Raw genomic sequence first — 20,526 nt, forward strand, 5'->3', positions numbered from 1 at the left:
GACGGTCAGGCGTGGTCGGCGGGTGACCGCGTCGCCGGGAACTCCCACCGGATCTCGCCGTCGTGCCGGTGAGCGGTAGGGGTCAGACCGGCGGCGGTGGCGACGGCGGCGGAGGCGTGATGACCGGGATGGATGTGAGCGCGGATCACCCGCACGTCCTGCTCGCGCAGCCAGGAGACCAGGCCGCGCGCCGCTTCCGTGGCGATGCCGCGCCCTTGCCACGGAGTACCGACCACCCAGGCGACCTCGGCCGCACACCCGCCCTCGGCAACGGTGATCGTCGCCTGCACCGTCCCGGCCAGGCACTTCTCCTCGCGGACCAGGATCACCCAGTTCCACCACGTCTGCGAGGGGTCGGGGGAGCCGGCGACCAGGCGTTCGTACCGGGAGCGCATGGCCTGCGCGGAGTGCGGGGCACCACCGATGAAGTCGTGCAGAGCAGGGTCGCGGAGCGCCTCGGCCATCTCGTCCGCGTGCTCCACGGCGAGCGGCACGAGACGCAGCCTCTCGGTCTCGACGGGCTCGATCTTCATGGCGTCCACACGGTCTCCTGTCCGGCCGCTCCGGCTGCTGGCGTGCGGCAGACACTACGGTGCCGTCACCACCCGGGAAGGATCAGGGGCAGGGGTGTGCCCGCGACACCACGGGGCGCCACTCACTTGACGGCCCCGCCGGTGGCTCCCGCGGCGATGTGCCGCTGAGCGACGACCAGCAGTGCGCACGCCGGGAGAGAAGCCAGCACGGCCGTGGCCATGAGGGCGTTCCACTGGTTCGTGTGGGCGCCGATGTACCGGTAGACGCCGACGGTGACGGGGCGTACCGCGTCCGTGGTGTTCAGGGTGAGAGCGAAGAGGAAGTCGCCCCAGGCGAAGAGGAAGACGAACAGGCCGGCCGTGATCAGCGCATTGACGCTCAGCGGCAGCACCACGGACCAGAAGACGCGCAGCCGCCCGGCGCCGTCCACCCGCGCGGCCTCGATGATCTCCCCCGGAACGCTCTGCATGAACGCGCGCAGAACGATGATCGCGAAAGGCACCCCGGTGGTCGAGTCGGCGAGGATCAGCCCGAGGCGGGAGTTCAGGAGCCCCAGGTCGTTGTAGGCGCCGTACAGCGCGTTGGCCACGACGATGCCCGGCACCATCTGGGTGACCAGGATGCCGAAGACCACGACGGCGGTTCCCCGGAGCGGCAGCCGGGCCAGAGCGTAGGCCGCCGGCGCCGCCAGCGCGAGACTCAGCACCACACTGCCCAGGGCCACGACGAGGCTCGTGACGAGGCTGCTTCCCTGCTCGCGCAGGGCGGTGGCCCAGCCGCCGAAGTCCGGATGGAGGGGGAACCAGCCCGCCCGGAGGGCGTTGCCCGCCGGCTGCAGCGAGACGTTGACCATCCAGTACACCGGGAACAGCATCAGCCCGAGCAGGACGATGCCCGCGATCGTGGACGGCCAGCCGCGCGTGCGCTTCACCGGACCGCCCTTCACGCGGTCAGGGCGCGACGGTTGGCGCGCAGGTGGACGAGGGCGAAAACGAACGAGATGAGGATGAGTACGTTGCCCATCGCGGCTCCCCGCCCGAACTCGAACTGCTGGAAGGACAGCTCGTAGGAGCGGGTGGCGAGGGTCTCGGTGGCGTCGGCCGGTCCCCCGCCCGTCACCACGAGGATGATGTCGAACACCTTGACCGTGTAGACCACGCCCAGCACCAGCACGACACCGGCCACGGGCCGCAGCAGCGGCCAGGTGACATGGCGGAACGACGCCAGCGGGCCCGCGCCGTCCAGCTTCGCCGCCTCGTGGAGAGGGGCCGGGATGTCCTGGAGCCCGCCGTACAGGAGCGCGGTGTTGAAGGGGATGCCCACCCAGACGTTGACCAGGATCACCGACACCAGCGCCTCGGAGGTGCCGGTCAGCCAGGGGACGCCCGACGGCAGCAGATGGAGGTCGCGCAGCGCCCGGTTGACCACGCCCGAGTCGGTGTCGAGCATCCACCGCCAGGTCGCTCCGGAGACGACCAGGGGCAGCAGCCACGGCAGCAGCAGCAGCGACCGGAGCACGCCGCCCAGCGGGAACTTGCGGTGGAAGAACAGGGCGAGGGCCAGCCCCAGCACGAACTGCCCGAGGACCGAGCCGACGGTGAACAGGACCGTCGTCAGCAGGGCGGGCCCGAACAGGTCCGACGACAGGACCTTCGCGTAGTTCCGCAGCCCCACGAACGGCGCGGAACCCGTGTAGAAGGTCGTGGCCGTGTACTGCTGGAAGCTCATCGCGACGTTCTTGACGACGGGGTAGCCGAAGAACAGCAGCAGATAGGCCAGGGCGGGCAGGAGGAACATCCAGTGGGCGATCCGCTCCCGCCGGCGCGCCCGGGCCACGGCCCGCGCGCCGTCCGTCCGCCGGGGAGCCGGCCGGTCAGGAGTCCGTCGCGATCCGCTGCGCATGCCTGAGTGCTTCCTCCGGTGTCCGCTCGCCCGTCAGCGCGTCCTGGACGGCGGTGTAGATCCCGGTCGCCGCCTTGGGCCACGTGACGCCGAGCCGGCTGGTGCGGGGCCGGGACCGTTCGACGCTCCGGACGAAGGCGGCCATCGAGGGCACCTCCTTGGCGTACCGGGCGGCCACCGTGGCGCGGGAGGGCACGGTGAAGTACTGCCGGGCCAGGGCGAGCATCTGCGAGGAACCGTTCAGGCAGGCCAGGACCCGGGCGGCCTTGGCCTGCCGGGCCTCGGAGGAGTTCTGCGGGACGGTCCACACCTCGCCGCCGAGCGGCGTCACCAGGGTCTGGCCCGGCCGGCGCACGGGTAGGGGAGCCACGCCCCAGTGCAGCTTCCCGGCCTTGTTCAGCGCCGATATCCGCCAGGGGCCGTTGACCATCATGGCCGTCTTGCCGGCGACGAACTGGTCGTGGACATCGGCCTGCGTCCAGTTCAGCACCGACTTCGACATGGATCCGCTTTTCACCAGGTCGACCCAGAGCCGGAGCGCCTGCGCGGCCTGCGGGGTGTCCAGCCGCTTCTCGTCACCGCCGTTGGACCACAGGAAGGGCAGGAACTGCCAGGTGCCCTCGAACGTGGCGTTGGCGTCCACCGCCATGCCGTAGCGCCCCGGCCGGGTCAGTTCGGCGGCGGCCGTCTTCAGCTCGTCCCAGGTCTTCGGTACGGCGACACCGGCCTCGGCGAGCATGTCCTTGTTGTAGAAGAGGGCGACCGTGCTGACCGTGGGCGCCAGCCCGTACACCTTCCCCTGATAGGTGCCGGCCGACAGAATGCCCTCGGTGTAGCCGCCGGAGTCGATACCGTAGCGGTCCAGCGGGGTCAGCGCGCCGGTCTGCGCGATCTGCTGGAGATCGGGGTTGTCCAGCATCAACAGATCCGGGAGGGTCCGTGACGACGCCTGCCGCAGCACCGTGGGTACGAGCGAGGCCCCCGGGATGCTCCGGTGTTCGACGGTGACGCCGGCCGCCTTGCCGCAGGCGCCCAGCCGCTCGCTCCACTGGGCGTGCTCGGCCGCGTCGGTGTAGTAGTCGAGCGCGGTGATGGTGGTGACCTCGCGGCCGCCGGACGCGGAGCCGGTTCCGCCGCAGCCGGTGGCGGCCAGGATCAGGGCCAGCGCCGCGGAGAGCACGGTGGTGCGCCGAGCCGATGGCCTGGTCGCTGAGGTCATGGAGGGTGCCTTCCCGAGTGGAGTCTGCTGCCGGAGCGTCGATCTCGGGAGGACTGGGCGAGACGGTCCGTACCGGCATCTTACGGTCCGAGCGCGGATATTACCGTATTCAACCGCTCAGGCGATCACCCGATCGGAAGGGCTGACGAACTCCCGTATCCGTAGCCCCCGTCAGTGCTCTGTCCGGCCGCTTCCCGGATCATCGTCGCCACGGCGCCGGGCTGCGAGAGAACCACGGCGTGCGAACCGTCCAGCACGTACTCGGTCGCCGCCATGCGCTGGGCCATGAAGCGCTGAGCGGTGGGGTTGAGCATCCGGTCGGCGGCGGCGATGGCGTACCAGGACGGTTTGGCGGCCCATGCGGGCGGCCCCGATCTGGCGGTCAGCGCTCTGGGGGCGATCGGGCGTTGCGTCACGGACAGCACCCTGGTGGCGCGGGGTGACAGATCGGCGGCATACACCGGAAGGAAACTGTCCCGGTGGATGTACAGCTCGCTCTCCGGATCCGCGGGCACCGCGGGGGCGACGGCCGCGTCCGCCTCCGGCATGGAGGGAAAGCGTTGAGTGACGTCCAGGAGGCACTCGCCGGCGTCGAGACCGAACGCCGCGACGTAGCACAGTGCCGTGACGTTCTCGGCGTCGGCCGCGGCATCGGTGATGACCGCGCCGCCGTAGCCGTGGCCGGCCAGGACGACCGGGGTGCCGATCTGACGGACCACGCTCCTGAGGTAGGCGGCGTCGTGCGCCAGACCGCGCAGCGGGTTCGCCGGGGCGTGCACCGCCAGTCCGGCGGCCTGGAGGCGCCGCACGACCGCCGCCCATGACGAGGCGTCGGTGAACGCGCCGTGCACGAGGACGACGGTCAGCGGAGAGGGGGTGGAACCGTGCACGCCGGCGACCTCCGAGAGGGTGGGGTTCCCAGCCAAGCGCAGCAAGATCGCGACGGCATCGCGTGAACGTACCAGGAACCGGCTCAGTCCTCGGCCAGCGCCGTCACCAGGTTGGCCAGCTGGACCCGGGAGTTGACCGACAGCTTGCGGAAGGCCGAGGTCAGGTGGGTGTTGACGGTGTGGGGGGAGACGACGAGCACCTCCGCGGCCGTACGGTTGGTGTGCCCCTGGGCGACCAGACGCGCGACCTTCTTCTCCGAGGCCGTCAGGGCCTCCCAGCCCTGGACGGGACGCTGCGCGTTCGCAGCCCGGCGGCTGCCGTCGCCCGCCCTCCGGAGATCACGCTGCAGGCGGGCCGCGGTGGCGTGCGCACCCGATGACAGGAAGGCGGTATGGGCCCGCGTCAGGGCCGCCACCGCCTCGGTCTGGCGCCCCGCCGCCAGGAGCGCCCGCCCGAGATCGGCGTGCGCCCCCGCGCGCACCAGCGGACGCGGACTCGCCTCGAGCAGACCGACGGAGCGTTCCAGCAGCACGGGATCGCTCGTCACCAGTCCACGGGCCTGCGCCGCGACCCCCACGGCGGTGGGCACCGCCGGATTGCGTGCGGCGTGGGCCTCGGCCTGCGCGGCCAGGTCCTCGGCCAGCGCACGGTCCGCGCCGCGCAGCGCCATCCGGATCGCGGAGCCGACCCAGGTACGCAGCAGCCGCCAGCGCAGGAAGGGGCCCTCCTCCTGCACCAGGCGAATCCTGGCGACGGCAAGCCCGAATTCCCCGTCCGCCGCGGCATGGACGGCTTCCAGGAAGCGCACCGCGGCGGTGTTCCCCGGGTTCGGTTTGACCGCCAGCCGCTTCCGGGCCTGCGCCAGATGGTGCCGTGCCGCATCCCGGTCACCGCGCAGCAGGGCGATCCGGGAGCGGATCACGCGGGCGTTCACCTGCTGGACGGGCACCTGGACGTCGTCCTCCAGACGCTCCATCGTCACGAAGTCGGCGTCGGCGTCGTCGAGCCTGCCGAGCCCCAACTGCTGCTGCCCCTGGGCCCACAGCAGCATGGCCTCGCGGATCCCGCCGGCCTCGTCCGCGGCCTTCGACAGCAGCCGCTCGCTGGTCTCGAAGTCGTCCATGTGCTGGTACGCGACGATCTCCTCGGGGAAGAAGCCGGGATCGACGGCGTTGAGCGCGGTGAAACGCTCCAGCGCGACGGCGTTCTCGCCCGCGTTGAGCGCGATCTCACCGAGCGCGAACAGGGCCTGGACATGGGCCTCCCGGTCACCGACGGCCACGGCGGCACGCAGCGCGTCCTCGCCCGCCGCCCGCGCCGGGCCGAGATCGTGCCCCCGGGACAGGGCCAGTGCCCGCAGCGCGGCCAGCCGCGCCTCGACCTCGGGGGAGGCGCCGCCGACCGCGAGGGCCGTCTCGGCCCGGCGGCGCAGCTCGTCGGCGAGATCCAGGTTCCACAGCGTGCCGCCGAGGGCGGCCTGCAACCGGCCGAACGCCTCCACGGGCGGCCGGCCGGCCAGCAGCCGGTCGCCGGTCGACAGCGCCTCGCGGTTCCGGCCGGCCCGGGTCAGACAGACGATGGCCTGCTCACCCACCTCGTACGCCAACGGGCGCGGGGTCGGCACCAGCTCCAGGGCGCGCGTCGCGAGGTCGGCCGCGAGGCCCGGTGTGACCGGCAGGACGTCGTCGGCGGCACGCCTCAGCAACGCCACCGCCTCCTCGTCGCCGGGCAGGGCGCCCCTGAGGATGTGCGACACCACGTCGATGGGCCGGTGACCGGTGCCGACGAGCCGACCCGCGGCCTCCCGGTGCAGCGCCTTGCGGGCCGAGGGCGGGATGTCCACGTACACCGCCTGGCGCAGCAGATCATGCCGGAAGACCAACTGCTCGCCGTCGTCTTCGAGCAGTCCCGCGCCCACCGCCTCCTCCAGCGCCGCGATCAGCGAGACGGACGGCCGGCCGCAGAGCGCCGCGGCGTCGTGGAAGCCGAAACCCCGTCCCAGCACCGCCCCCATCTGCAGGAAGCGCAGCGTGTCGGGATGCAGGGTCCTGAGCCTGCCGCGTACACCCGTCACGAGTCCGGGGGGCACCGGCTCGCCGGAGGAACCGGTGGTCCGCAGGCCCGCGAGCATCTCGACCGCCAGGAACGGATTCCCGCCCGCTCCTTCCAGCAGGCCGCGTACGCGCTCGTCCACCCCGGCCCCCAGGGTGTCGTCGGCGAGCTGGCCGATGGCGGCTCCGGACAACGGGCCCAACGACACCGTCCTCACCGGGAGTTCGCCACGTACCGACGCGAGGACCTCCCCGGCCGGACCGTCCACGCCCCGCCGCTCGGTCAGGATCCACAGCACCGGCGAGGTCCGCAGGCGTCTCGGCAGCTGGTTCAGCGCGAACCGGCTCAGCGGGTCGGCCCACTGCGCGTCGTCCAGGGCGATCAGCACCGGCACGCTGCCGGCTCGCTCCTCGATCACCTCCGCCAGCCGCTCGACCAGCCAGATCCGCTGATCGTGGTTCTGCGCCAGATCGGCGAAGGCGTCGCCGGACAGCAGTGGCTGATCACCGTGCAGGACACAGGTCGCCAGCGACGAGAGCGGTACGAGGTGATGCAGTTCGTCGGCCTTGCCCAGGCCGACGGAGAATTCCGCCGCTTCGGCCCTGGCCACGGCTTCGGTGAGAAGCGTCGTCTTGCCGATGCCCGGTTCCCCGCGGATCAGGGCCAGTGCGCCGCCTCCGGTGCGGGCCACCGACGCGATCAGCATGCCCAGCTCTTCGAGTTCGGCCTCCCGGCCGCGCAGACCGCTCCTGGACAGCGATCCGCCTGACCCCGCCACTTAGGCCCTCCCTGCCCCCACACGCCGACGACACCGGCTTTCCGGAGGCCCACTATGGCAAAAACGGCAGCTCAGCGCACATGCGCAGCTCCGCCCAGGGCCTGGACCGGCGGCAGCTGAGACACAACAGCCCCGCACATGGCGGAGCTTCGCCACTCGGCGGGGGAGACGCCGTAAGCGGCCCGGAACACCCGGCTGAAGTGCGAAGCGCTGCTGAAGCCCCAGCGGTGGGCCACCGCGGCGATGGTCTGCCCGCCCACCTGCCGGCGGGCCAGGTCACGCCGGCACTGCTCCAGCCGCCGCTGCTGGATCCACCGGCTGACGGTGATGTCCTCCAGCTGGAACAGCTTGTGCAGATAGCGCACGGAGATGTGGTGGGCCCCCGCGATGGTCTCCGGAGCCAGATCCGGATCCGCGAGGTGCTGGTCGATGTAGGACCGGATCCGCAGCAGCGACATCCGGGCGGCGCTCGGCGTGTCCGCGGAGGCCCCGCCGAGTCGCTCCTCGGCCAGCGCCTGCACCAGGTCCACCACATTGCGCGCGATCTGGTCACCCGTGCGCTGCGGATACGTTCTCGCGGTGTCCACGAGCCGGGACAGGAAGGGCGTCAGCAGTTCGCCGAGTGCCGAGTCGGAGCCGAGCGGGGAGGCCGTGATGCGCTGGAGGTCCGACTCGCTCAGGCCCAGTACCTCGCGGGGCAGCACGAGAGACTTCGTCTGGAAGCACTGGGGGAGAGTGAGCTGGACCGGCCGCGCCATGTCGTAGACGAAGAGCTGGCCCGGCCGCACGTACGTGTCACGGCTGTCCTGCCGGATGCGGGCGACCCCCTTGGTCAGCAGCTTCACCACCACGAAGTCGTCGTTGTCGCTGCCCGCGATGAGCCGCCGGGTGCGCAGGGCCTGCAACGGATCGCCGTCCACGGTGACCACCTGCATCGGGCCCAGCAGCGACGTGCGGATCCTGCCGCAGTCGACCTCGTCGGGAACGCCCATGTCCACGGCGCCGAACGTCTGGGAGAGGGCCTCGCGCCAGAAGGCGCGCCGGCGGTGGGCGGGTACCGCGTCCGTGGTGTAGAGGGTGCCCGGGTTTCCGGGTTCCGGTGTCGATGAATACGACGACATGAATTCCGCCCTTCCGCAAGTGCGCTTTCGGACACACCGTGCCAGTGCGTCCGGGCGGCCACATCGCGTGAACCCGTGAAACCCCGGAGTACCGGAAGGCAGCACCGACCTGCTGTGATGTCGCCCACGTGCACTTGTCGTGGCGGGGAAGCGCTCCCTACGTTCGGTCATATGTCCGCCCAGAATGCCCCCCTTCCCGACGAGCCGGTCGATTTCGCCGTCGATCTCACCGGCCATGAAATGACCCGACGCGCCCATGTCATGGAGGCACTCGGCGCCGGCTGGGACCCCGTCAAGGTGATGCGCGACGAGGAGGAGGCGTACGACCTGCTGTATTCCGGCCTCGACGAGGAACAGCAGCGGCTCTACGACACCCTCGTCGCCGCCGGTGTCCTCCCCCGGCGCGGGGACGGTCGTGCTTCCGCTTGATCCCCAGGCCGACATCGGGCGCCGGGCCTGGGTGACCTGCCCGCACTGCCAGGACCACCGGGGGTGCCCCCGGTGCGAAGAGGGCGGCAGGTGCCCGGACCACTGGCGCTACCTGCTGTCCAACACCGGCAGCCTCCTCCACCTCCAGTGCCCTTCGTGCACCCGCATCTGGGACCACGAGACGGGCTTCGGCGCCACCCGCACCCGCTGGACACGCCGGAGGAGCGGCCTGGAAGGGCAGTGAGGGGACCGTGGCCCGGTCGTGGCCAGGACCGATGCGCGTACGCCCGGTCCCTCCCGGCGGTGCGCGGGGGACGGGCGCGAATGCTCGGCGGGCGATGTCGCGCCCGCTGATCAGCGCGATGTGAGGAGACGGTCGCCTTCCGTGCCCCGGTCGGGGGCGACGGGGTCGCGACCGAGGCGGACGATGGTCGCGGGTGCCCGGTCCAGCAGGCCGGCGTCCTGTTCCTGGAGCGCGATCACCAGCGAGGTCCCGGGCAGTGCCCGGGGCAGCGCGGCCAGCAGGGCCTCGGCCGTGGGGCGGTCCAGGCCGGCGGTGGGTTCGTCGAGCAGCAGGACCGGGGGCCGCCTCAGCACGGCGCGCGCGATGGCGAGGCGTCTGCGCTGCCCCTGCGACAGCCGACGTCCGCCGGGGCCCACCGCGGTGTCCAGCGGCAGGGCCGGGAGGCCGACGACGCGCAGTACGGCCCGCAGGTCGGTGGCGACGGCCGAGGGTGCCGCCTGCCGCAGATTCGCCGCCACCGTGTCGTCGGCCAGCCAGTCGTCGGCCTCCACGAGCGTGACGGTCTCGGCGACGGCCTCGGCCGACAGCCCGTGCACCGGCGCGCCGCCGAGCAGGACCGTGCCGGCGGGGGCCGGCAGCCGGCCGGCGAGCCGACCGAGCAGCGTCGACTTCCCGCTGCCGTTGGGACCGGTGATCAGCGTCAGACCGGGGCCCGACAGGGTCGCGGTGAGAGGCCCGGACGAGCCGGGAAGCGGGAGACCTGCGGCCTCCAGGGACGGGAGGCCGACCGTTCCCACGGAGGGACGACCGGTCGCCTCCACGGACCGGTGGCCGGTCGTTTCCGCGGTCGGGAGGTCGGCCGTCTCAGCGGTCGGGACGGTGGCCGTCTCCGCGGTCGGGAGGCCGGTGGTCGCGGCGGGCCGGTGGCCGGCCGTCTTCGCGGTCGGGAGGCCGGTCGTCTCCGCGGGCCGGTGGCCGGGCGTCCGCGTGGCCGGGGAGTCGGGCGTCTTCGCGGAGTCGCCGGCCGGACGATTCCGGCGCGTGGGGTGCTCCCCGGCTGCCAGCGGTGCGAGGCGTGCCGCCGCGTCCCCGGCCTGGGCCAGCTGCTGGAGCAGCCGGGGCAGTCTCTCCAGCAGCTCCCATCCGGCGGCCAGCAGCAGCACCTCGCCCACCACGACCGCGACCGGCTGGGCCGGGGCCGCGCGCAGGGCGATCAGCAGCACCGCTGCCTGGCCCAGGGCGGCGAGCAGGCGCAGCGCCAGACGGCCGAGGCGTTCGGCTCGGGCGGCGGCCCACTCGGCGGACTCGACCGCCGTCATGGCGGTCGTCGCCGTCCGGCGCGCCCGGGGCACGGCGTCCAGGCACCGCAGTTCGTCGAAGGCGGCCCGGCTGCCGAGCAGCGCGGTACGGAGTGCGGCCCTGGCCTCGGCGGCGGCGGCCAGCCGGGCCCGGGCACGGCGATGGGCCCGCCGGGCGCAGCAGAGGCCGGCCGCGAGGACGACCAGCTCGGCCGCCCCCAGCAGAGGCATCGCCGCCAGCAGCAGGATCTCCACGAGGCAGGCCGTGGTGACCGCCGCCGCCAGCGGGGCGCAGACGTTCGCGGGCAGGCCCGCCACGGTCTCCACGTCGGTGGTGAGCCGGGTGAGCAGCGTTCCGTCGCGCTGCGCGCGCAGCTCGCGCGGAGTGAGCCGGGCGGCGCCGCGGGCCAGCCGGGCGCGCAGGGCCACCTGGGCGGAGAGCAGGGTCCGGTGGTTGGCCAGGCGTTCCAGATACCGCAGGCCGGTGCGGCCCAGGGCCAGCGCCCGCACGGCGCCGGACGGGTACATCCAGGACCAGGTGGTGTTGGCCTGGAGCGTCACCACGGCGCAGGTCGTCAGGAACCACCCGGACACGCCCAGGAGTGCGGCGCCGGCGAGTTCCCCCGCGACGGCGAGGAGCATCCCGGTCACGAGGGCGCGGCGGGGAGCCGCCGTACGCAGCAGCCGCCAGGCGTTGTCCGGTTTCATCGGGCTCTCCCGTGGTCCAGCGTGACGACCTGGTCCGCGAGGGCCAGCAGCGCGGGGCTGTGGGTGGCGAGCAGGACGGTCCGGTCGCGGGTCAGGGTGCGCAGGGCGGAGATGACGCGCTGCTCCGCCTCGGGGTCGAGATGCGCGGTGGGCTCGTCCAGGCACAGCAGCGGCGCGTCCCGCAGCAGCGCCCGGACGAGGGCGAGTTGCTGCGACTGCCCGGAGGACAGCCCGGTGCCGCGTTCGCCCAGTGGCGTGTCGAGCCCCTGGGGCACCGCGGCCAGGATGTCGGTGAAGCCGAGCGAGGCGATGGCGTCGAGCAGATCGTGGTCGCTCGCGCCGGGCCGGGCCAGCAGCAGGTTCTCGCGCAGGGTGCCGGGCAGCAGGTGCGCGGGCTGGCTCACCCAGGCGACCCGCCCGGGATCGGCGGGAACGGGCCGGCCGTCGAGGACGTGGCAGGCGCGTCCGCCGTCGGGTGGACACAGCCCGGCCGCGACGGCCAGCAGGGTGGACTTGCCCGCCCCGCTGGGCCCGCTGACGGCCAGGCACCGACCCGGCGCGAGACGCACGCTCACACCGTCCAGGGCGGGGGCGAGTCGCCCGGGGTGTCGGACCGTCACCGCGTCCAGACGCACCCCGGGCGGCGTCGTGGCTGCCCGCGCCGGCGGACCGGCGGGTGCCGCGGTCGCGCGGTGCGTGTCCAGAAGCGGGGCGAGCAGGCCGGCGGCGGCGTTCGCGCGGGCGCGGGCGTGGTAGCCGGCGGCCAGGTCCCGGGCCGGCGCGAAGTACGCGGGCACCAGGACCAGGACGAACAGCGCGGCGGACAGGCTCATGTGGTCCGGTACGAGGGGCAGCCGCAGATAGTCGAGGAGGACCAGCCCGCAGTACGTCGCCACGACCGCGAGGGTGCCGGTGATGAGCAGCTCGATCCACGCGGTCGACAGGAAGGCGATGCGCAGCACCTTCTCGGTGCGCCCGGCCACCTCCCGGTCGTGGCCGGCCAGCGCCTCGGCCGCCTCGTCGTGCGCGCCGAGCCCCACCAGGGTGGGCAGGCCGCGCAGATGGTCCAGGAGTCGCGCCCGGTGCGTACGGACGGCCGACAGCTGAGCGCGTACGGCGGTCTGCGCCCCCAGGCCGATCACCTTCAGATTCGCCGGCAGCAGCGGGGTCGCGGCCAGCACCAGCAGGGCGACGAACCAGCTGCGCCAGGCGATGGCGGCCAGGACGAGACCGCTGCCGAGCAGCATGGTGGTCCGCGCCGGCAGGTAGTCGGTGAGCCAGTCGCTCAGCTCGTCGACCTCACCGTCGACGGCCTGGGCCAGGGCCGCGTCGTCCGGGTCGGCCGGGGCCGGGCCGTGGGCCGGCAGCGCCGCCTCGACGAGCCGGGTGCGCAGGGCCTGGCGCACGGTGCGGGCGCCGCGGGCGGCGGCGGCCTCGCCCGCGGCCAGCAGCGCGGCCCGCAGGGCGATCCCGGCCGCCACCACCAGCGCGGGCGCCGTCACGGCGGACGCGGGGGCGCCGTGCAGCGCGTCCAGGCCGCGCTGCGCCGCCCAGGCCAGCCCGCCCGCCCAGACGACCGTGCCCGACTGGGCCGCGCCACGCAGGAGTCCCGCGCGGCGCAGCTCCGGCCGGCCGACGGCCGCCCACTGCCGTAGCCGCTCGGCCACCGGGGCATCACCGCGGTCCTCGGCCAGTTCGTCCAGCAGTACGGTGGCGGACGTGCTCACGAGGTGCTCTCCGCCCCCGCGTCGAAGCACCCGTCCCGCAGGTCACGGCGGTCGCCGGCGATCCACGCGGCCAGCGCGGCCGCGGCGAGCACGGCGACGCCGAGGGGACCGATCCAGTGGGACACCCCGCCGAACACGTCCTGCGACAGGGCCGTCGCCAGGATGCCGAGCACCACCAGCAGGGCCCGGCGCAGCAGTGTCCGCACGGTGCCGGAGGCCGGGGGAGCGGCCGTCGGAGCACGCGGCACGGTCCGCAGGGGCGGCAGGGCCTGCTCGACCGGATCGGTGTGCTTGCCGCGGAAGCTGTGCCAGGCGTACACGTTGTAGGCCAGGACGAACGGCATGCACAGGCCCACGCCCAGCACCAGGAAGAGCTGGGAGGAGTGCGGACTCGCGACCTGGTGGACCGTCAGGCCGGGCGGTACGACGACCGGGACGGTCAGCACCGCCAGGCCCAGCAGCCCCGAGGTGATCAGCGTGGCCACGGCGGCGAACGGCCGCCAGTCGGGGGCGCGGCCGAAGCCGAACCAGGCGACGGCCCCGGCCGCGACGGCGACGGCGACCGCGAGCCAGAACAGCACGGCCCGCACGGGCTCGCCCAGGTGCGTCTCCTGCGGGTCGGCGCCCGGCAGCAGCAGGCCCAGGACGACCGCGGTCACCGCGGTGGCCGCCAGCAGCGACCGTCCGGTGCGCCGGGCCCGCGACCGTGACCAGCCCTCGGTCTTGTCCTGCAGCCACGCGGCGCCGGCCAGCAGGTAGACGACGACCAGTCCGAGCGCGCACAGCGCGCTGTACGGCGTGAGCCAGTCGAACGCCCCGCCCGTGAAGGTTCCGCCCCGCTGCCGCGGGCCGCTGAGCACGGCGCCGAGCACGAGCCCCTGGCAGACGGCCGCCGCGAGCGACGCCCCGCCGAACAGCAGCGCCCAGCCGCGCCGGTAGCCACCGGCCGCGCTGTGCATCTCCAGACCGAGGCCGCGCAGGATGACGGCGATCAGCATGCCGATCAACGGCAGGTAGACGGCGGGCAGGACCACGGAGTAGGCGCCGGGCAGACCGGCCCACAGGACGACTCCGGCCAGGATGATCCAGCTCTCGTTGGCGTCCCAGGCGGTGGCGACGATCTCGCCGTACTCCCGCCGTCGCTCGGGCCCGGCCGCCAGGCTGAGCATGCCCACCCCGAGGTCGTAGCCGTCGAGGACGACGTACATGCCGAGCGAGAACAGGACCAGGGCGTAGGCGGCGTACTCAAGCAACGAGGGCCTCCGATACGTCGGGCGAGGCGGGTCCGGTGGGCAGTGCCTCGGGACCGGCCTTGACCGTACGGACGATGTAGCGGGCCCAGACGGCCAGCAGGGTGACGTAGAGCAGGACGAAGCCGGCCAGGGTGGTGGCGACCTCGGGGGCGCTGAGGTGGGAGACCGCGTCCGCGGTGCGCAGCTGGCCGTACACCACCCAGGGCTGGCGGCCGGTCTCGGCGACGATCCAGCCGCCGGTGACGGCGATGATCCCGGCCGGGGTCATCCACACCATCCACTTCAGAAAGCGCGGCGAGTCGAACAGGCGCCGCCGCAGGCGCAGGACCACGCCCGCGAAGGCGGTGCCGAACATGAGCAGCGCGGTGAAGTACATCGCGCGGAAGCCGTAGAAGGTGGTCCACATGTTGGGGCGTTCGTCGGGCGGGGTCTGGAGCAGTCCGGGTGTCGTCGTCCTGCCGCTGAGGTCCTGGGCGATGACCGAGCCGAGGTAGGGGACCTCGACGTGCAGCAGGTTCTCGCCCTTGTCGGTGTCGGGGACGACGAGCAGGTTGTAGCCGTTGTTGTCGCTCTTCCAGTTGCCTTCGAACGCCTCCAGCTTGGGCAGCTGGTGCTGTCCCATGAAGACCGCCGTGCCGTCGCCGACGTACAGCTGGACCGGCATCAGCACGCCGAGGACGCCGAGGGCGATGGACAGGCAGCGGCGGGCCATGGGCTGGGCGTGCACCCGGTTCTTGACCAGGTACCAGGCGGAGATCCCGCCGACGAACCAGGCGGCACTGATCAGCACGGCCAGCAGCATGTGCGGGAAACGGTGGGCGAAGGCGGGGTTGAGCAGGATGTCGGCCCAGTCCGTGGCGTGGAACTGGCCGTCGGTCCTGCGGTAGCCGACGGGGTCCTGCATCCAGCTGTTGGCCGACAGGATCCAGGTGGTGGACAGCAGGGTGCCGAAGGCGACCATCCAGCTGGCCAGGGCCATGGTGCGCGGGCGGATCCGGCCGTCTCCGTAGAGCATGAGGCCGATGAAGCCGGCCTCCAGGAAGAAGGCCGTGATCACCTCCATGCCGATGGTGACGCCGATGACGGGTCCGACCGCATGGGCGTACGTGCCCCAGTTGAGGCCGAACTCGAAGGTCATCACCGTGCCGGCGACGACACCGAGGCCGAAACCGACGGCGAAGATCTTCTTCCAGAACCGGAAGATCTGCAGGTACAGCGGATTTCCCGTGCGGACGTACACCGTGTAGACGACGGCGAGGAGCACGGAGAGCCCCACGGTGAGCGCGGGGAAGGTCATATGGAAGATCGCGGTGATCGCGAACTGCCAGCGGGACAGCTCGACGACGGTGGACGAAGCCATGAGTACTCCAGGGAGCAGAGGACGTGACGGGGCGCCGGGCGGGGACCGCGGGGACAGACACCCCCAGCGGGATCGCGGACGCCCCGTCCCGTTCCGCCGTCGGCGGCCCCGCTGGGCTCAGGAGCGGACCAGCGGGGTGTCGACCAGGTGTTCGGCCAGGAACCAGGCCTGCAGTTCGCCGGTGCGGATGATCTGCGAGACCAGCACATCGTTGGTGCCGTCGTCGCCCAGCTCGGCGGTGCGGGCGGCGGCGTCATGGGCCTCGGTCAGGATGGTCTCGTGGGCTTCCAGGAGCCGCGAGAGCATCGCCGGGACCTCCTCCACACCGTCCGGCGGGCGCGGGATGGACGTGATCTCGATGACGTGCCGGGGGTCGCCCACGGCGACACCGCCCAGGGTCTGCACCCGCTCGGCGAGGGTGTCGACGAGCTCCAGCTGCTCGGCGGCGTGCTTGTCCAGGAGCAGGTGCAGCTGGTAGAAGGTCGCGCCCCGCATGTTCCAGTGGTGCTTCTTGTAGAGGCCGTAGAGGATCTGGGTGTCCGCCAGGACCTTGTTCAGGCGCTGGCAGGAGTACATGCGCGCCTCGTAGGACAGGGCGAGCGGGAACTGCTTGACGGTCCCGAACTCCTGGATGACGGCGCCCTTCTGGTGCAGCCACGGCTGGCTGCTCGCGGGCGTGGTGCTGGTGGTCATGGTGTGTCTCCTGTGCATGTGTGCTGTGAGTACGGATGCGACGCTAGGGGCTGAGCGGGGAGCCGCGTTGCCCGGTAGCGCACGCGTGAGCGCACGTCAGCGCACCGGGCGCCGGGGCGGGCAATCACTCGCTGCCGGCTGTGAGCTGTTCGACGACGCGGTCCAGATCGATGTGGCGGTGCTCGGTGCCCGGCGGCACCAGCGCGTCGGTGCGGTGCAGGAACGCCACGACGGCGGCGCTCGCGACCTCCAGGACGGCCTTCCCGGTGCGTGTCCTGAGCAGGATGCGGATCGCGTCCGGATGGTGCCGGCGTCTGGGGTACACGACCACGTCCCCCGACCCGGCGGGTCCGCGCAGTCCCCGGGCGAGCAGCGACCGGGCGAAGACCCAGTCGACGGAGAGCGCGGAGGGCGCGCCCACGGACAGGCACACGGCGTACGGGTCCGCGGCGGAGTACCGCAGCTCGGCCGGAAGCGGTACCGGGATTTCGCCGGCCACGGTGACGCGGATGCCGGTGGTGCATACGATCGGGTCTTCGTCCGTGGTCCCGGCGGGATCACATCTCATGCCGCCCCCCTGTCTGCGACTGTTCGGCAGGCTCGCCGGTGCGGGCACCGACGGGCCATGGTGCTGACGACCGTAGGGCGGGGCCGGGGGAGCGGATAGCCGACGAGTGCACGAGGTGTTGTCCGCAGAAGAAGTGCGAGGGCACCCCGCGCCCGCCCGGACGCGAGATGGTTGAATGTGAAACAATTAGTGTCGCTGTGTGGCCTGAGAGGTGATCCACGATGAGCAATGTCGAGACGGAACCCGCGGAAGTGCGCTGCGGCAGCGAGACGGACGCCGAGCCGCCGGCCGGGACCGCGCGGGTCGAGGTGCTGACCCCGCGTGATGTGCCCCTGGGCGGCCCGCGCGCGATGACCGTGCGGCGCACGCTGCCGCAGCGCTCCCGGACCCTGATCGGTGCCTGGTGCTTCGCCGATCACTACGGCCCCGACGACGTCGCCGCGACCGGTGGCATGGACGTGGCCCCGCACCCCCACACCGGCCTGCAGACGGTGAGCTGGCTCTTCAGCGGCGAGATCGAGCACCGCGACAGCCTGGGCAGCCATGCCTTCGTCCGGCCCGGCGAGCTGAACCTGATGACCGGCGGCCACGGCATCAGTCACACGGAGGTCTCCACTGCGCGGACCACGATCCTGCACGGCGTCCAGCTGTGGGTGGCACTGCCGGAACAGCACCGCGACACCGCACGGAACTTCCAGCACTACGTCCCCGAACCCGTACGGACCGGGGACGCCGAGATCAGTGTCTTCCTGGGTTCCCTCGCCGGGGCCGCCTCCCCGGTGCCGACCTTCACCCCCCTGCTCGGCGCCGAGATCCTGCTCCGGCCCCACGCGGCCGTCACCCTCGCCGTGGACCCCGCCTTCGAGCACGGCCTCCTGGTCGACCAGGGCACCGTCCGCCTCGCGGACGCCGTCCTCGGCCCCGCCGAACTGGGCTACGTCCACCCGGGTCCCGGCACGCTGACCCTGACGAACGAGTCGGACGAGATCGCGCGGACGGTCCTCCTCGGCGGAACCCCCTTCGAGGAAGAGATCGTCATGTGGTGGAATTTCATCGGCCGGAGCCACGAGGACATTGCCAAAGCCCGGGAGGACTGGCAAAACTCTTCCGACCGTTTCGGCGCCGTGGAGGGATATCCGGGAGACCGTCTTCCCGCGCCCGCCCTGCCGCATGCCATCATCACTCCGCGCCGCAATCCGCCGCGTCACTGACTTCATCCGAAAGGCACCCCATGAGCCAGCCTTCCGTCGCTCCGGTCGTCGAGCGCATAGATGCAAAGAACCGCTATGAGATCTCCGTCGACGGCAAACGAGCCGGGCTGACCGCCTACCGCGACCGCGACGCGCAGCGCGTCTTCTACCACACCGAGATCGACGACGCCTTCGCCGGCCAGGGCCTGGCCTCCCAGCTGGTCCAGGAGGCGCTCACCGACGTACGCGCCTCCGGGAAGCGGATCGTGCCCGTCTGCCCGTACGTGGCCAAGTTCCTGAAGCGGCATGACGAGTTCGCCGACCTGGTCGACACCGTGACGCCCGAGATCCTTCAGTGGCTGGAGCGCGAACTGGGCTGACGATCGCCCCGGCCGGCCGTCGCCCCCCGGTGACGGCCGGCTGTGCACCCAGCGCACTGCTCCTGTTCCATCCGTGCACGATGCGCGCCCGTCGCACTCGCTCCGCAGCCACCGCCGAGCGTGAATCCCGGGCATTCCGCATTTCGCCGGAGTGGATTCCCTCGCGACGGGGCACATATTCGGTGAGCCGTATTCCGTACGGCTTGCGGTGCCGTTCCCGGATTTCATTCCGTCACTTCCCGCGCACCACGACCACGGCCACGGATCGCCCGGCGCCGAGATGCACCGGTGCGCTCCCGGAACCGATCCCGTGCGCGGACGGGCAAGTGCCGTGCTCACTCCTCCATAACGTGACCGGGACGCGAGGCGGACGCGCCGTGCCCTCGCCCGGAGGGCCGTGCGCGATGCCGGAATCCGAGGAGTGCCATGGCCAAGCAGACCATCGCCGAACAGTACGTCGACCTCATGGCGCGCGCCGGTGTGCGCCGCATGTACGGCGTGGTCGGTGACAGCCTGAACCCCGTCGTGGACGCGGTGAGACGCCACGCCGACCTCGAGTGGATCCAGGTCCGCCACGAGGAGGTCGCGGCGTTCGCCGCCGGAGCCGAGGCCCAGCTCACCGGCCGGCTGGCCGCGTGCGCGGGGTCCTGCGGACCGGGCAACCTCCATCTGATCAACGGACTGTACGACGCCCACCGCTCCATGGCGCCCGTGCTGGCGCTGGCCGCCCACATACCCAGCGGCGAGATCGGCACCGGCTACTTCCAGGAGACCCATCCCGACCGGCTCTTCGCCGAGTGCAGCCACTACTCCGAGCTGATCTCCTCGCCCCGGCAGATGCCGCGCGTGGTGCAGACGGCGATCCAGCACGCCGTAGGCCGGCGCGGCGTCTCGGTCGTCGCCCTGTCCGGCGACACCGCCGCCGAGGACTCCCCGGACGCCGCCCCCGAACTCGCCATGCCGCTGGACCGGCCCGCCATCCGGCCCAGCGACCAGGAACTGGCCCGCCTCACGGAACTGGTGGACGCCGCCGAACGCGTCATGGTGTTCTGCGGCCGGGGCGTCGCCGGAGCCCATGCCGAGGTCATGGAGTTCGCCGGCAAGGTCAAGGCCCCGGTGGGCCACGCGCTGCGCGGCAAGGAGCACATCCAGTACGACAACCCGTACGACGTCGGGATGTCCGGTCTCCTCGGCTACGGAGCCGCGTACGAGGCCATGCACGAGTGCGATCTGCTGCTGCTCCTCGGCACCGACTTCCCGTACAGCGACTTCCTGCCCCGCGATGTGCGCACCGTCCAGGTCGACGTGCAGCCCGAACGGCTGGGGCGGCGCACCCCGCTCGACCTCGCCGTCTGGGGAGACGTACGCGAGACCCTGCGGTGTCTCACGCCCGCGGTGCGGGAGAAGCCGTCGCGCCGGTTCCTCGACCGCATGCTGGAGCGGCACGCGCACGCGCTCGAAGGCGCCGTGAACGCCTACACCCGTGACGTCGGCCGGCACACCCCGATCCATCCCGAGTACGTGGCCTCGGTGCTCGACGAAGAGGCCGCGGACGACGCCGTGTTCACCGTGGACACCGGCATGTGCTGCGTGTGGGCGGCGCGCTATCTGACGCCGAACGGCCGCCGTCGCATCCTCGGCTCGTTCGTGCACGGTTCGATGGCCAACGCGCTGCCCCAGGCCATCGGCGCCCAGTTCCTGGACCGCGGCCGGCAGGTCGTCTCCCTCTCCGGCGACGGCGGGTTCTCCATGCTCATGGGCGACTTCCTCACGCTCGTCCAGTACGACCTGCCGGTGAAGGTCGTCGTCTTCAACAACTCCTCCCTCGGCATGGTCGACCTGGAGATGATGGTCGACGGCCTGCCCCCGCACGGCACGACGTATCCGCACGCCGACTACGCCGCCATCGCCAGGGCGTCCGGGGCGCTCGGCATCCGCGTGGAGAAGCCGGACCAGGTGCGTGACGCGCTGCGCGAGGCCTTCGCCCACGACGGACCCGCCCTGGTGGACGTCGTCACCGACCCGGCCGCGCTGGCCGTGCCGCCGAAGATCACCGCCGAGCAGCTCAGCGGCTTCGCCCTGTCCGCGAGCCGGACGGTCCTCAGCGGAGGCGTCGGGCGCATGGTCCACCTGGCCCGGGCCAACCTCCGCAACATCCCCCGCCCCTGAGCCCTCGGGC

Annotated in this window: 18 protein-coding genes; 5 read left to right on the plus strand and 13 right to left on the minus strand. The window is 72.4% G+C overall.

The genetic code is table 11. The annotated features are described in order from the left end of the window. Nucleotides 1-5: 5 nt before the first annotated feature. The 7 genes from ACZ7KF_RS39520 to ACZ7KF_RS39550 all read right to left on the minus strand — a co-directional run bounded on the left by ACZ7KF_RS39520 (nt 6) and on the right by ACZ7KF_RS39550 (nt 8,497). Complete coding sequence (locus tag ACZ7KF_RS39520; RefSeq protein WP_471086899.1) at nt 6-533, minus strand: GNAT family N-acetyltransferase; 528 nt, start codon at nt 531-533, stop codon at nt 6-8. 122 nt (nt 534-655) lie between these two features. Continuing rightward, nucleotides 656-1,408 carry a carbohydrate ABC transporter permease gene (locus tag ACZ7KF_RS39525; RefSeq protein WP_471086902.1) on the minus strand — a complete coding sequence of 251 codons (753 nt, stop codon included), beginning with the start codon at nt 1,406-1,408 and terminating at the stop codon, nt 656-658. A 68-nt stretch (nt 1,409-1,476) separates the two neighbouring features. Then, complete coding sequence (locus ACZ7KF_RS39530; RefSeq protein ID WP_471086813.1) at nt 1,477-2,436, minus strand: carbohydrate ABC transporter permease; 960 nt, start codon at nt 2,434-2,436, stop codon at nt 1,477-1,479. Next, nucleotides 2,408-3,655 carry a sugar ABC transporter substrate-binding protein gene (locus ACZ7KF_RS39535; RefSeq protein ID WP_471086816.1) on the minus strand — a complete coding sequence of 416 codons (1,248 nt, stop codon included), beginning with the start codon at nt 3,653-3,655 and terminating at the stop codon, nt 2,408-2,410. The genes ACZ7KF_RS39530 and ACZ7KF_RS39535 overlap by 29 nt, the downstream gene beginning before the upstream one ends. A 125-nt stretch (nt 3,656-3,780) precedes the next feature. Further along, nucleotides 3,781-4,581 (minus strand): alpha/beta fold hydrolase, encoded by an 801-nt coding sequence (locus ACZ7KF_RS39540; protein ID WP_471086819.1) that lies wholly within the window; start codon nt 4,579-4,581, stop codon nt 3,781-3,783. Nucleotides 4,582-4,628: 47 nt separating this feature from the next. After that, nucleotides 4,629-7,376 (minus strand): ATP-binding protein, encoded by a 2,748-nt coding sequence (locus tag ACZ7KF_RS39545; protein ID WP_471086822.1) that lies wholly within the window; start codon nt 7,374-7,376, stop codon nt 4,629-4,631. A gap of 71 nt (nt 7,377-7,447) precedes the next feature. Then, complete coding sequence (locus ACZ7KF_RS39550; RefSeq protein WP_471086824.1) at nt 7,448-8,497, minus strand: helix-turn-helix domain-containing protein; 1,050 nt, start codon at nt 8,495-8,497, stop codon at nt 7,448-7,450. A gap of 171 nt (nt 8,498-8,668) precedes the next feature. On the opposite strand from ACZ7KF_RS39550, the gene ACZ7KF_RS39555 reads away from it, so the two are divergent. Continuing rightward, nucleotides 8,669-8,926, plus strand: a complete 258-nt coding sequence (locus ACZ7KF_RS39555) for a DUF6400 family protein (protein ID WP_471086827.1) — start codon at nt 8,669-8,671, stop codon at nt 8,924-8,926. After that, nucleotides 8,913-9,170, plus strand: a complete 258-nt coding sequence (locus ACZ7KF_RS39560; protein ID WP_471086829.1) for a hypothetical protein — start codon at nt 8,913-8,915, stop codon at nt 9,168-9,170. Before ACZ7KF_RS39555 ends, ACZ7KF_RS39560 begins: the two co-directional genes overlap by 14 nt. 110 nt (nt 9,171-9,280) lie before the next feature. Here ACZ7KF_RS39560 and ACZ7KF_RS39565 read toward each other — a convergent pair whose 3' ends face one another. The 6 genes from ACZ7KF_RS39565 to ACZ7KF_RS39590 form a co-directional block, all read right to left on the minus strand. Next, nucleotides 9,281-11,176 carry an ATP-binding cassette domain-containing protein gene (locus ACZ7KF_RS39565; RefSeq protein ID WP_471086832.1) on the minus strand — a complete coding sequence of 632 codons (1,896 nt, stop codon included), beginning with the start codon at nt 11,174-11,176 and terminating at the stop codon, nt 9,281-9,283. Beyond that, complete coding sequence (locus ACZ7KF_RS39570; protein WP_471086835.1) at nt 11,173-12,903, minus strand: ABC transporter ATP-binding protein/permease; 1,731 nt, start codon at nt 12,901-12,903, stop codon at nt 11,173-11,175. Before ACZ7KF_RS39570 ends, ACZ7KF_RS39565 begins: the two co-directional genes overlap by 4 nt. Continuing rightward, nucleotides 12,900-14,156 (minus strand): cytochrome d ubiquinol oxidase subunit II, encoded by a 1,257-nt coding sequence (locus ACZ7KF_RS39575; RefSeq protein ID WP_471086838.1) that lies wholly within the window; start codon nt 14,154-14,156, stop codon nt 12,900-12,902. The genes ACZ7KF_RS39570 and ACZ7KF_RS39575 overlap by 4 nt, the downstream gene beginning before the upstream one ends. Continuing rightward, on the minus strand, nt 14,149-15,516 hold the full coding sequence (locus ACZ7KF_RS39580) for a cytochrome ubiquinol oxidase subunit I (protein WP_471086841.1): 1,368 nt from the start codon (nt 15,514-15,516) through the stop codon (nt 14,149-14,151). Before ACZ7KF_RS39580 ends, ACZ7KF_RS39575 begins: the two co-directional genes overlap by 8 nt. A 117-nt stretch (nt 15,517-15,633) precedes the next feature. Continuing rightward, on the minus strand, nt 15,634-16,209 hold the full coding sequence (locus tag ACZ7KF_RS39585; protein WP_471086844.1) for a Dps family protein: 576 nt from the start codon (nt 16,207-16,209) through the stop codon (nt 15,634-15,636). Nucleotides 16,210-16,333: 124 nt separating this feature from the next. Further along, entirely contained in the window at nt 16,334-16,777 is a 444-nt protein-coding gene (locus ACZ7KF_RS39590; protein ID WP_471086846.1) for an SsgA family sporulation/cell division regulator, read from the minus strand. A 221-nt stretch (nt 16,778-16,998) separates the two neighbouring features. Between ACZ7KF_RS39590 and ACZ7KF_RS39595 the strand changes: the two genes are divergently transcribed. The 3 genes from ACZ7KF_RS39595 to ACZ7KF_RS39605 all read left to right on the plus strand — a co-directional run bounded on the left by ACZ7KF_RS39595 (nt 16,999) and on the right by ACZ7KF_RS39605 (nt 20,516). After that, entirely contained in the window at nt 16,999-17,988 is a 990-nt protein-coding gene (locus tag ACZ7KF_RS39595) for a pirin family protein (protein WP_471086848.1), read from the plus strand. Between the two features lie 20 nt (nt 17,989-18,008). Then, on the plus strand, nt 18,009-18,347 hold the full coding sequence (locus ACZ7KF_RS39600; RefSeq protein ID WP_471086850.1) for a GNAT family N-acetyltransferase: 339 nt from the start codon (nt 18,009-18,011) through the stop codon (nt 18,345-18,347). Nucleotides 18,348-18,773: 426 nt separating this feature from the next. Further along, a complete protein-coding gene (locus ACZ7KF_RS39605; protein WP_471086853.1) occupies nt 18,774-20,516 on the plus strand; it encodes a pyruvate dehydrogenase in 1,743 nt (580 codons plus the stop codon). The last annotated feature ends 10 nt before the right edge of the window (nt 20,517-20,526 follow it).

It is taken from the genome of Streptomyces sp. NPDC038200 (genome assembly GCF_055600785.1).

Bases quoted from the DNA above. Each gene is read 5' to 3' on its own strand.
- ACZ7KF_RS39555 (WP_471086827.1), top strand. From the start codon at position 8,669: ATGTCCGCCCAGAATGCCCCCCTTCCCGACGAGCCGGTCGATTTCGCC.
- ACZ7KF_RS39530 (WP_471086813.1), bottom strand. From the start codon at position 2,436: ATGCGCAGCGGATCGCGACGGACTCCTGACCGGCCGGCTCCCCGGCGG.
- ACZ7KF_RS39520 (WP_471086899.1), bottom strand. From the start codon at position 533: ATGAAGATCGAGCCCGTCGAGACCGAGAGGCTGCGTCTCGTGCCGCTC.
- ACZ7KF_RS39580 (WP_471086841.1), bottom strand. From the start codon at position 15,516: ATGGCTTCGTCCACCGTCGTCGAGCTGTCCCGCTGGCAGTTCGCGATC.
- ACZ7KF_RS39565 (WP_471086832.1), bottom strand. From the start codon at position 11,176: ATGAAACCGGACAACGCCTGGCGGCTGCTGCGTACGGCGGCTCCCCGC.
- ACZ7KF_RS39550 (WP_471086824.1), bottom strand. From the start codon at position 8,497: ATGTCGTCGTATTCATCGACACCGGAACCCGGAAACCCGGGCACCCTC.
- ACZ7KF_RS39595 (WP_471086848.1), top strand. From the start codon at position 16,999: ATGAGCAATGTCGAGACGGAACCCGCGGAAGTGCGCTGCGGCAGCGAG.
- ACZ7KF_RS39535 (WP_471086816.1), bottom strand. From the start codon at position 3,655: ATGACCTCAGCGACCAGGCCATCGGCTCGGCGCACCACCGTGCTCTCC.
- ACZ7KF_RS39605 (WP_471086853.1), top strand. From the start codon at position 18,774: ATGGCCAAGCAGACCATCGCCGAACAGTACGTCGACCTCATGGCGCGC.
- ACZ7KF_RS39585 (WP_471086844.1), bottom strand. From the start codon at position 16,209: ATGACCACCAGCACCACGCCCGCGAGCAGCCAGCCGTGGCTGCACCAG.
- ACZ7KF_RS39600 (WP_471086850.1), top strand. From the start codon at position 18,009: ATGAGCCAGCCTTCCGTCGCTCCGGTCGTCGAGCGCATAGATGCAAAG.
- ACZ7KF_RS39525 (WP_471086902.1), bottom strand. From the start codon at position 1,408: ATGCTGTTCCCGGTGTACTGGATGGTCAACGTCTCGCTGCAGCCGGCG.
- ACZ7KF_RS39590 (WP_471086846.1), bottom strand. From the start codon at position 16,777: ATGAGATGTGATCCCGCCGGGACCACGGACGAAGACCCGATCGTATGC.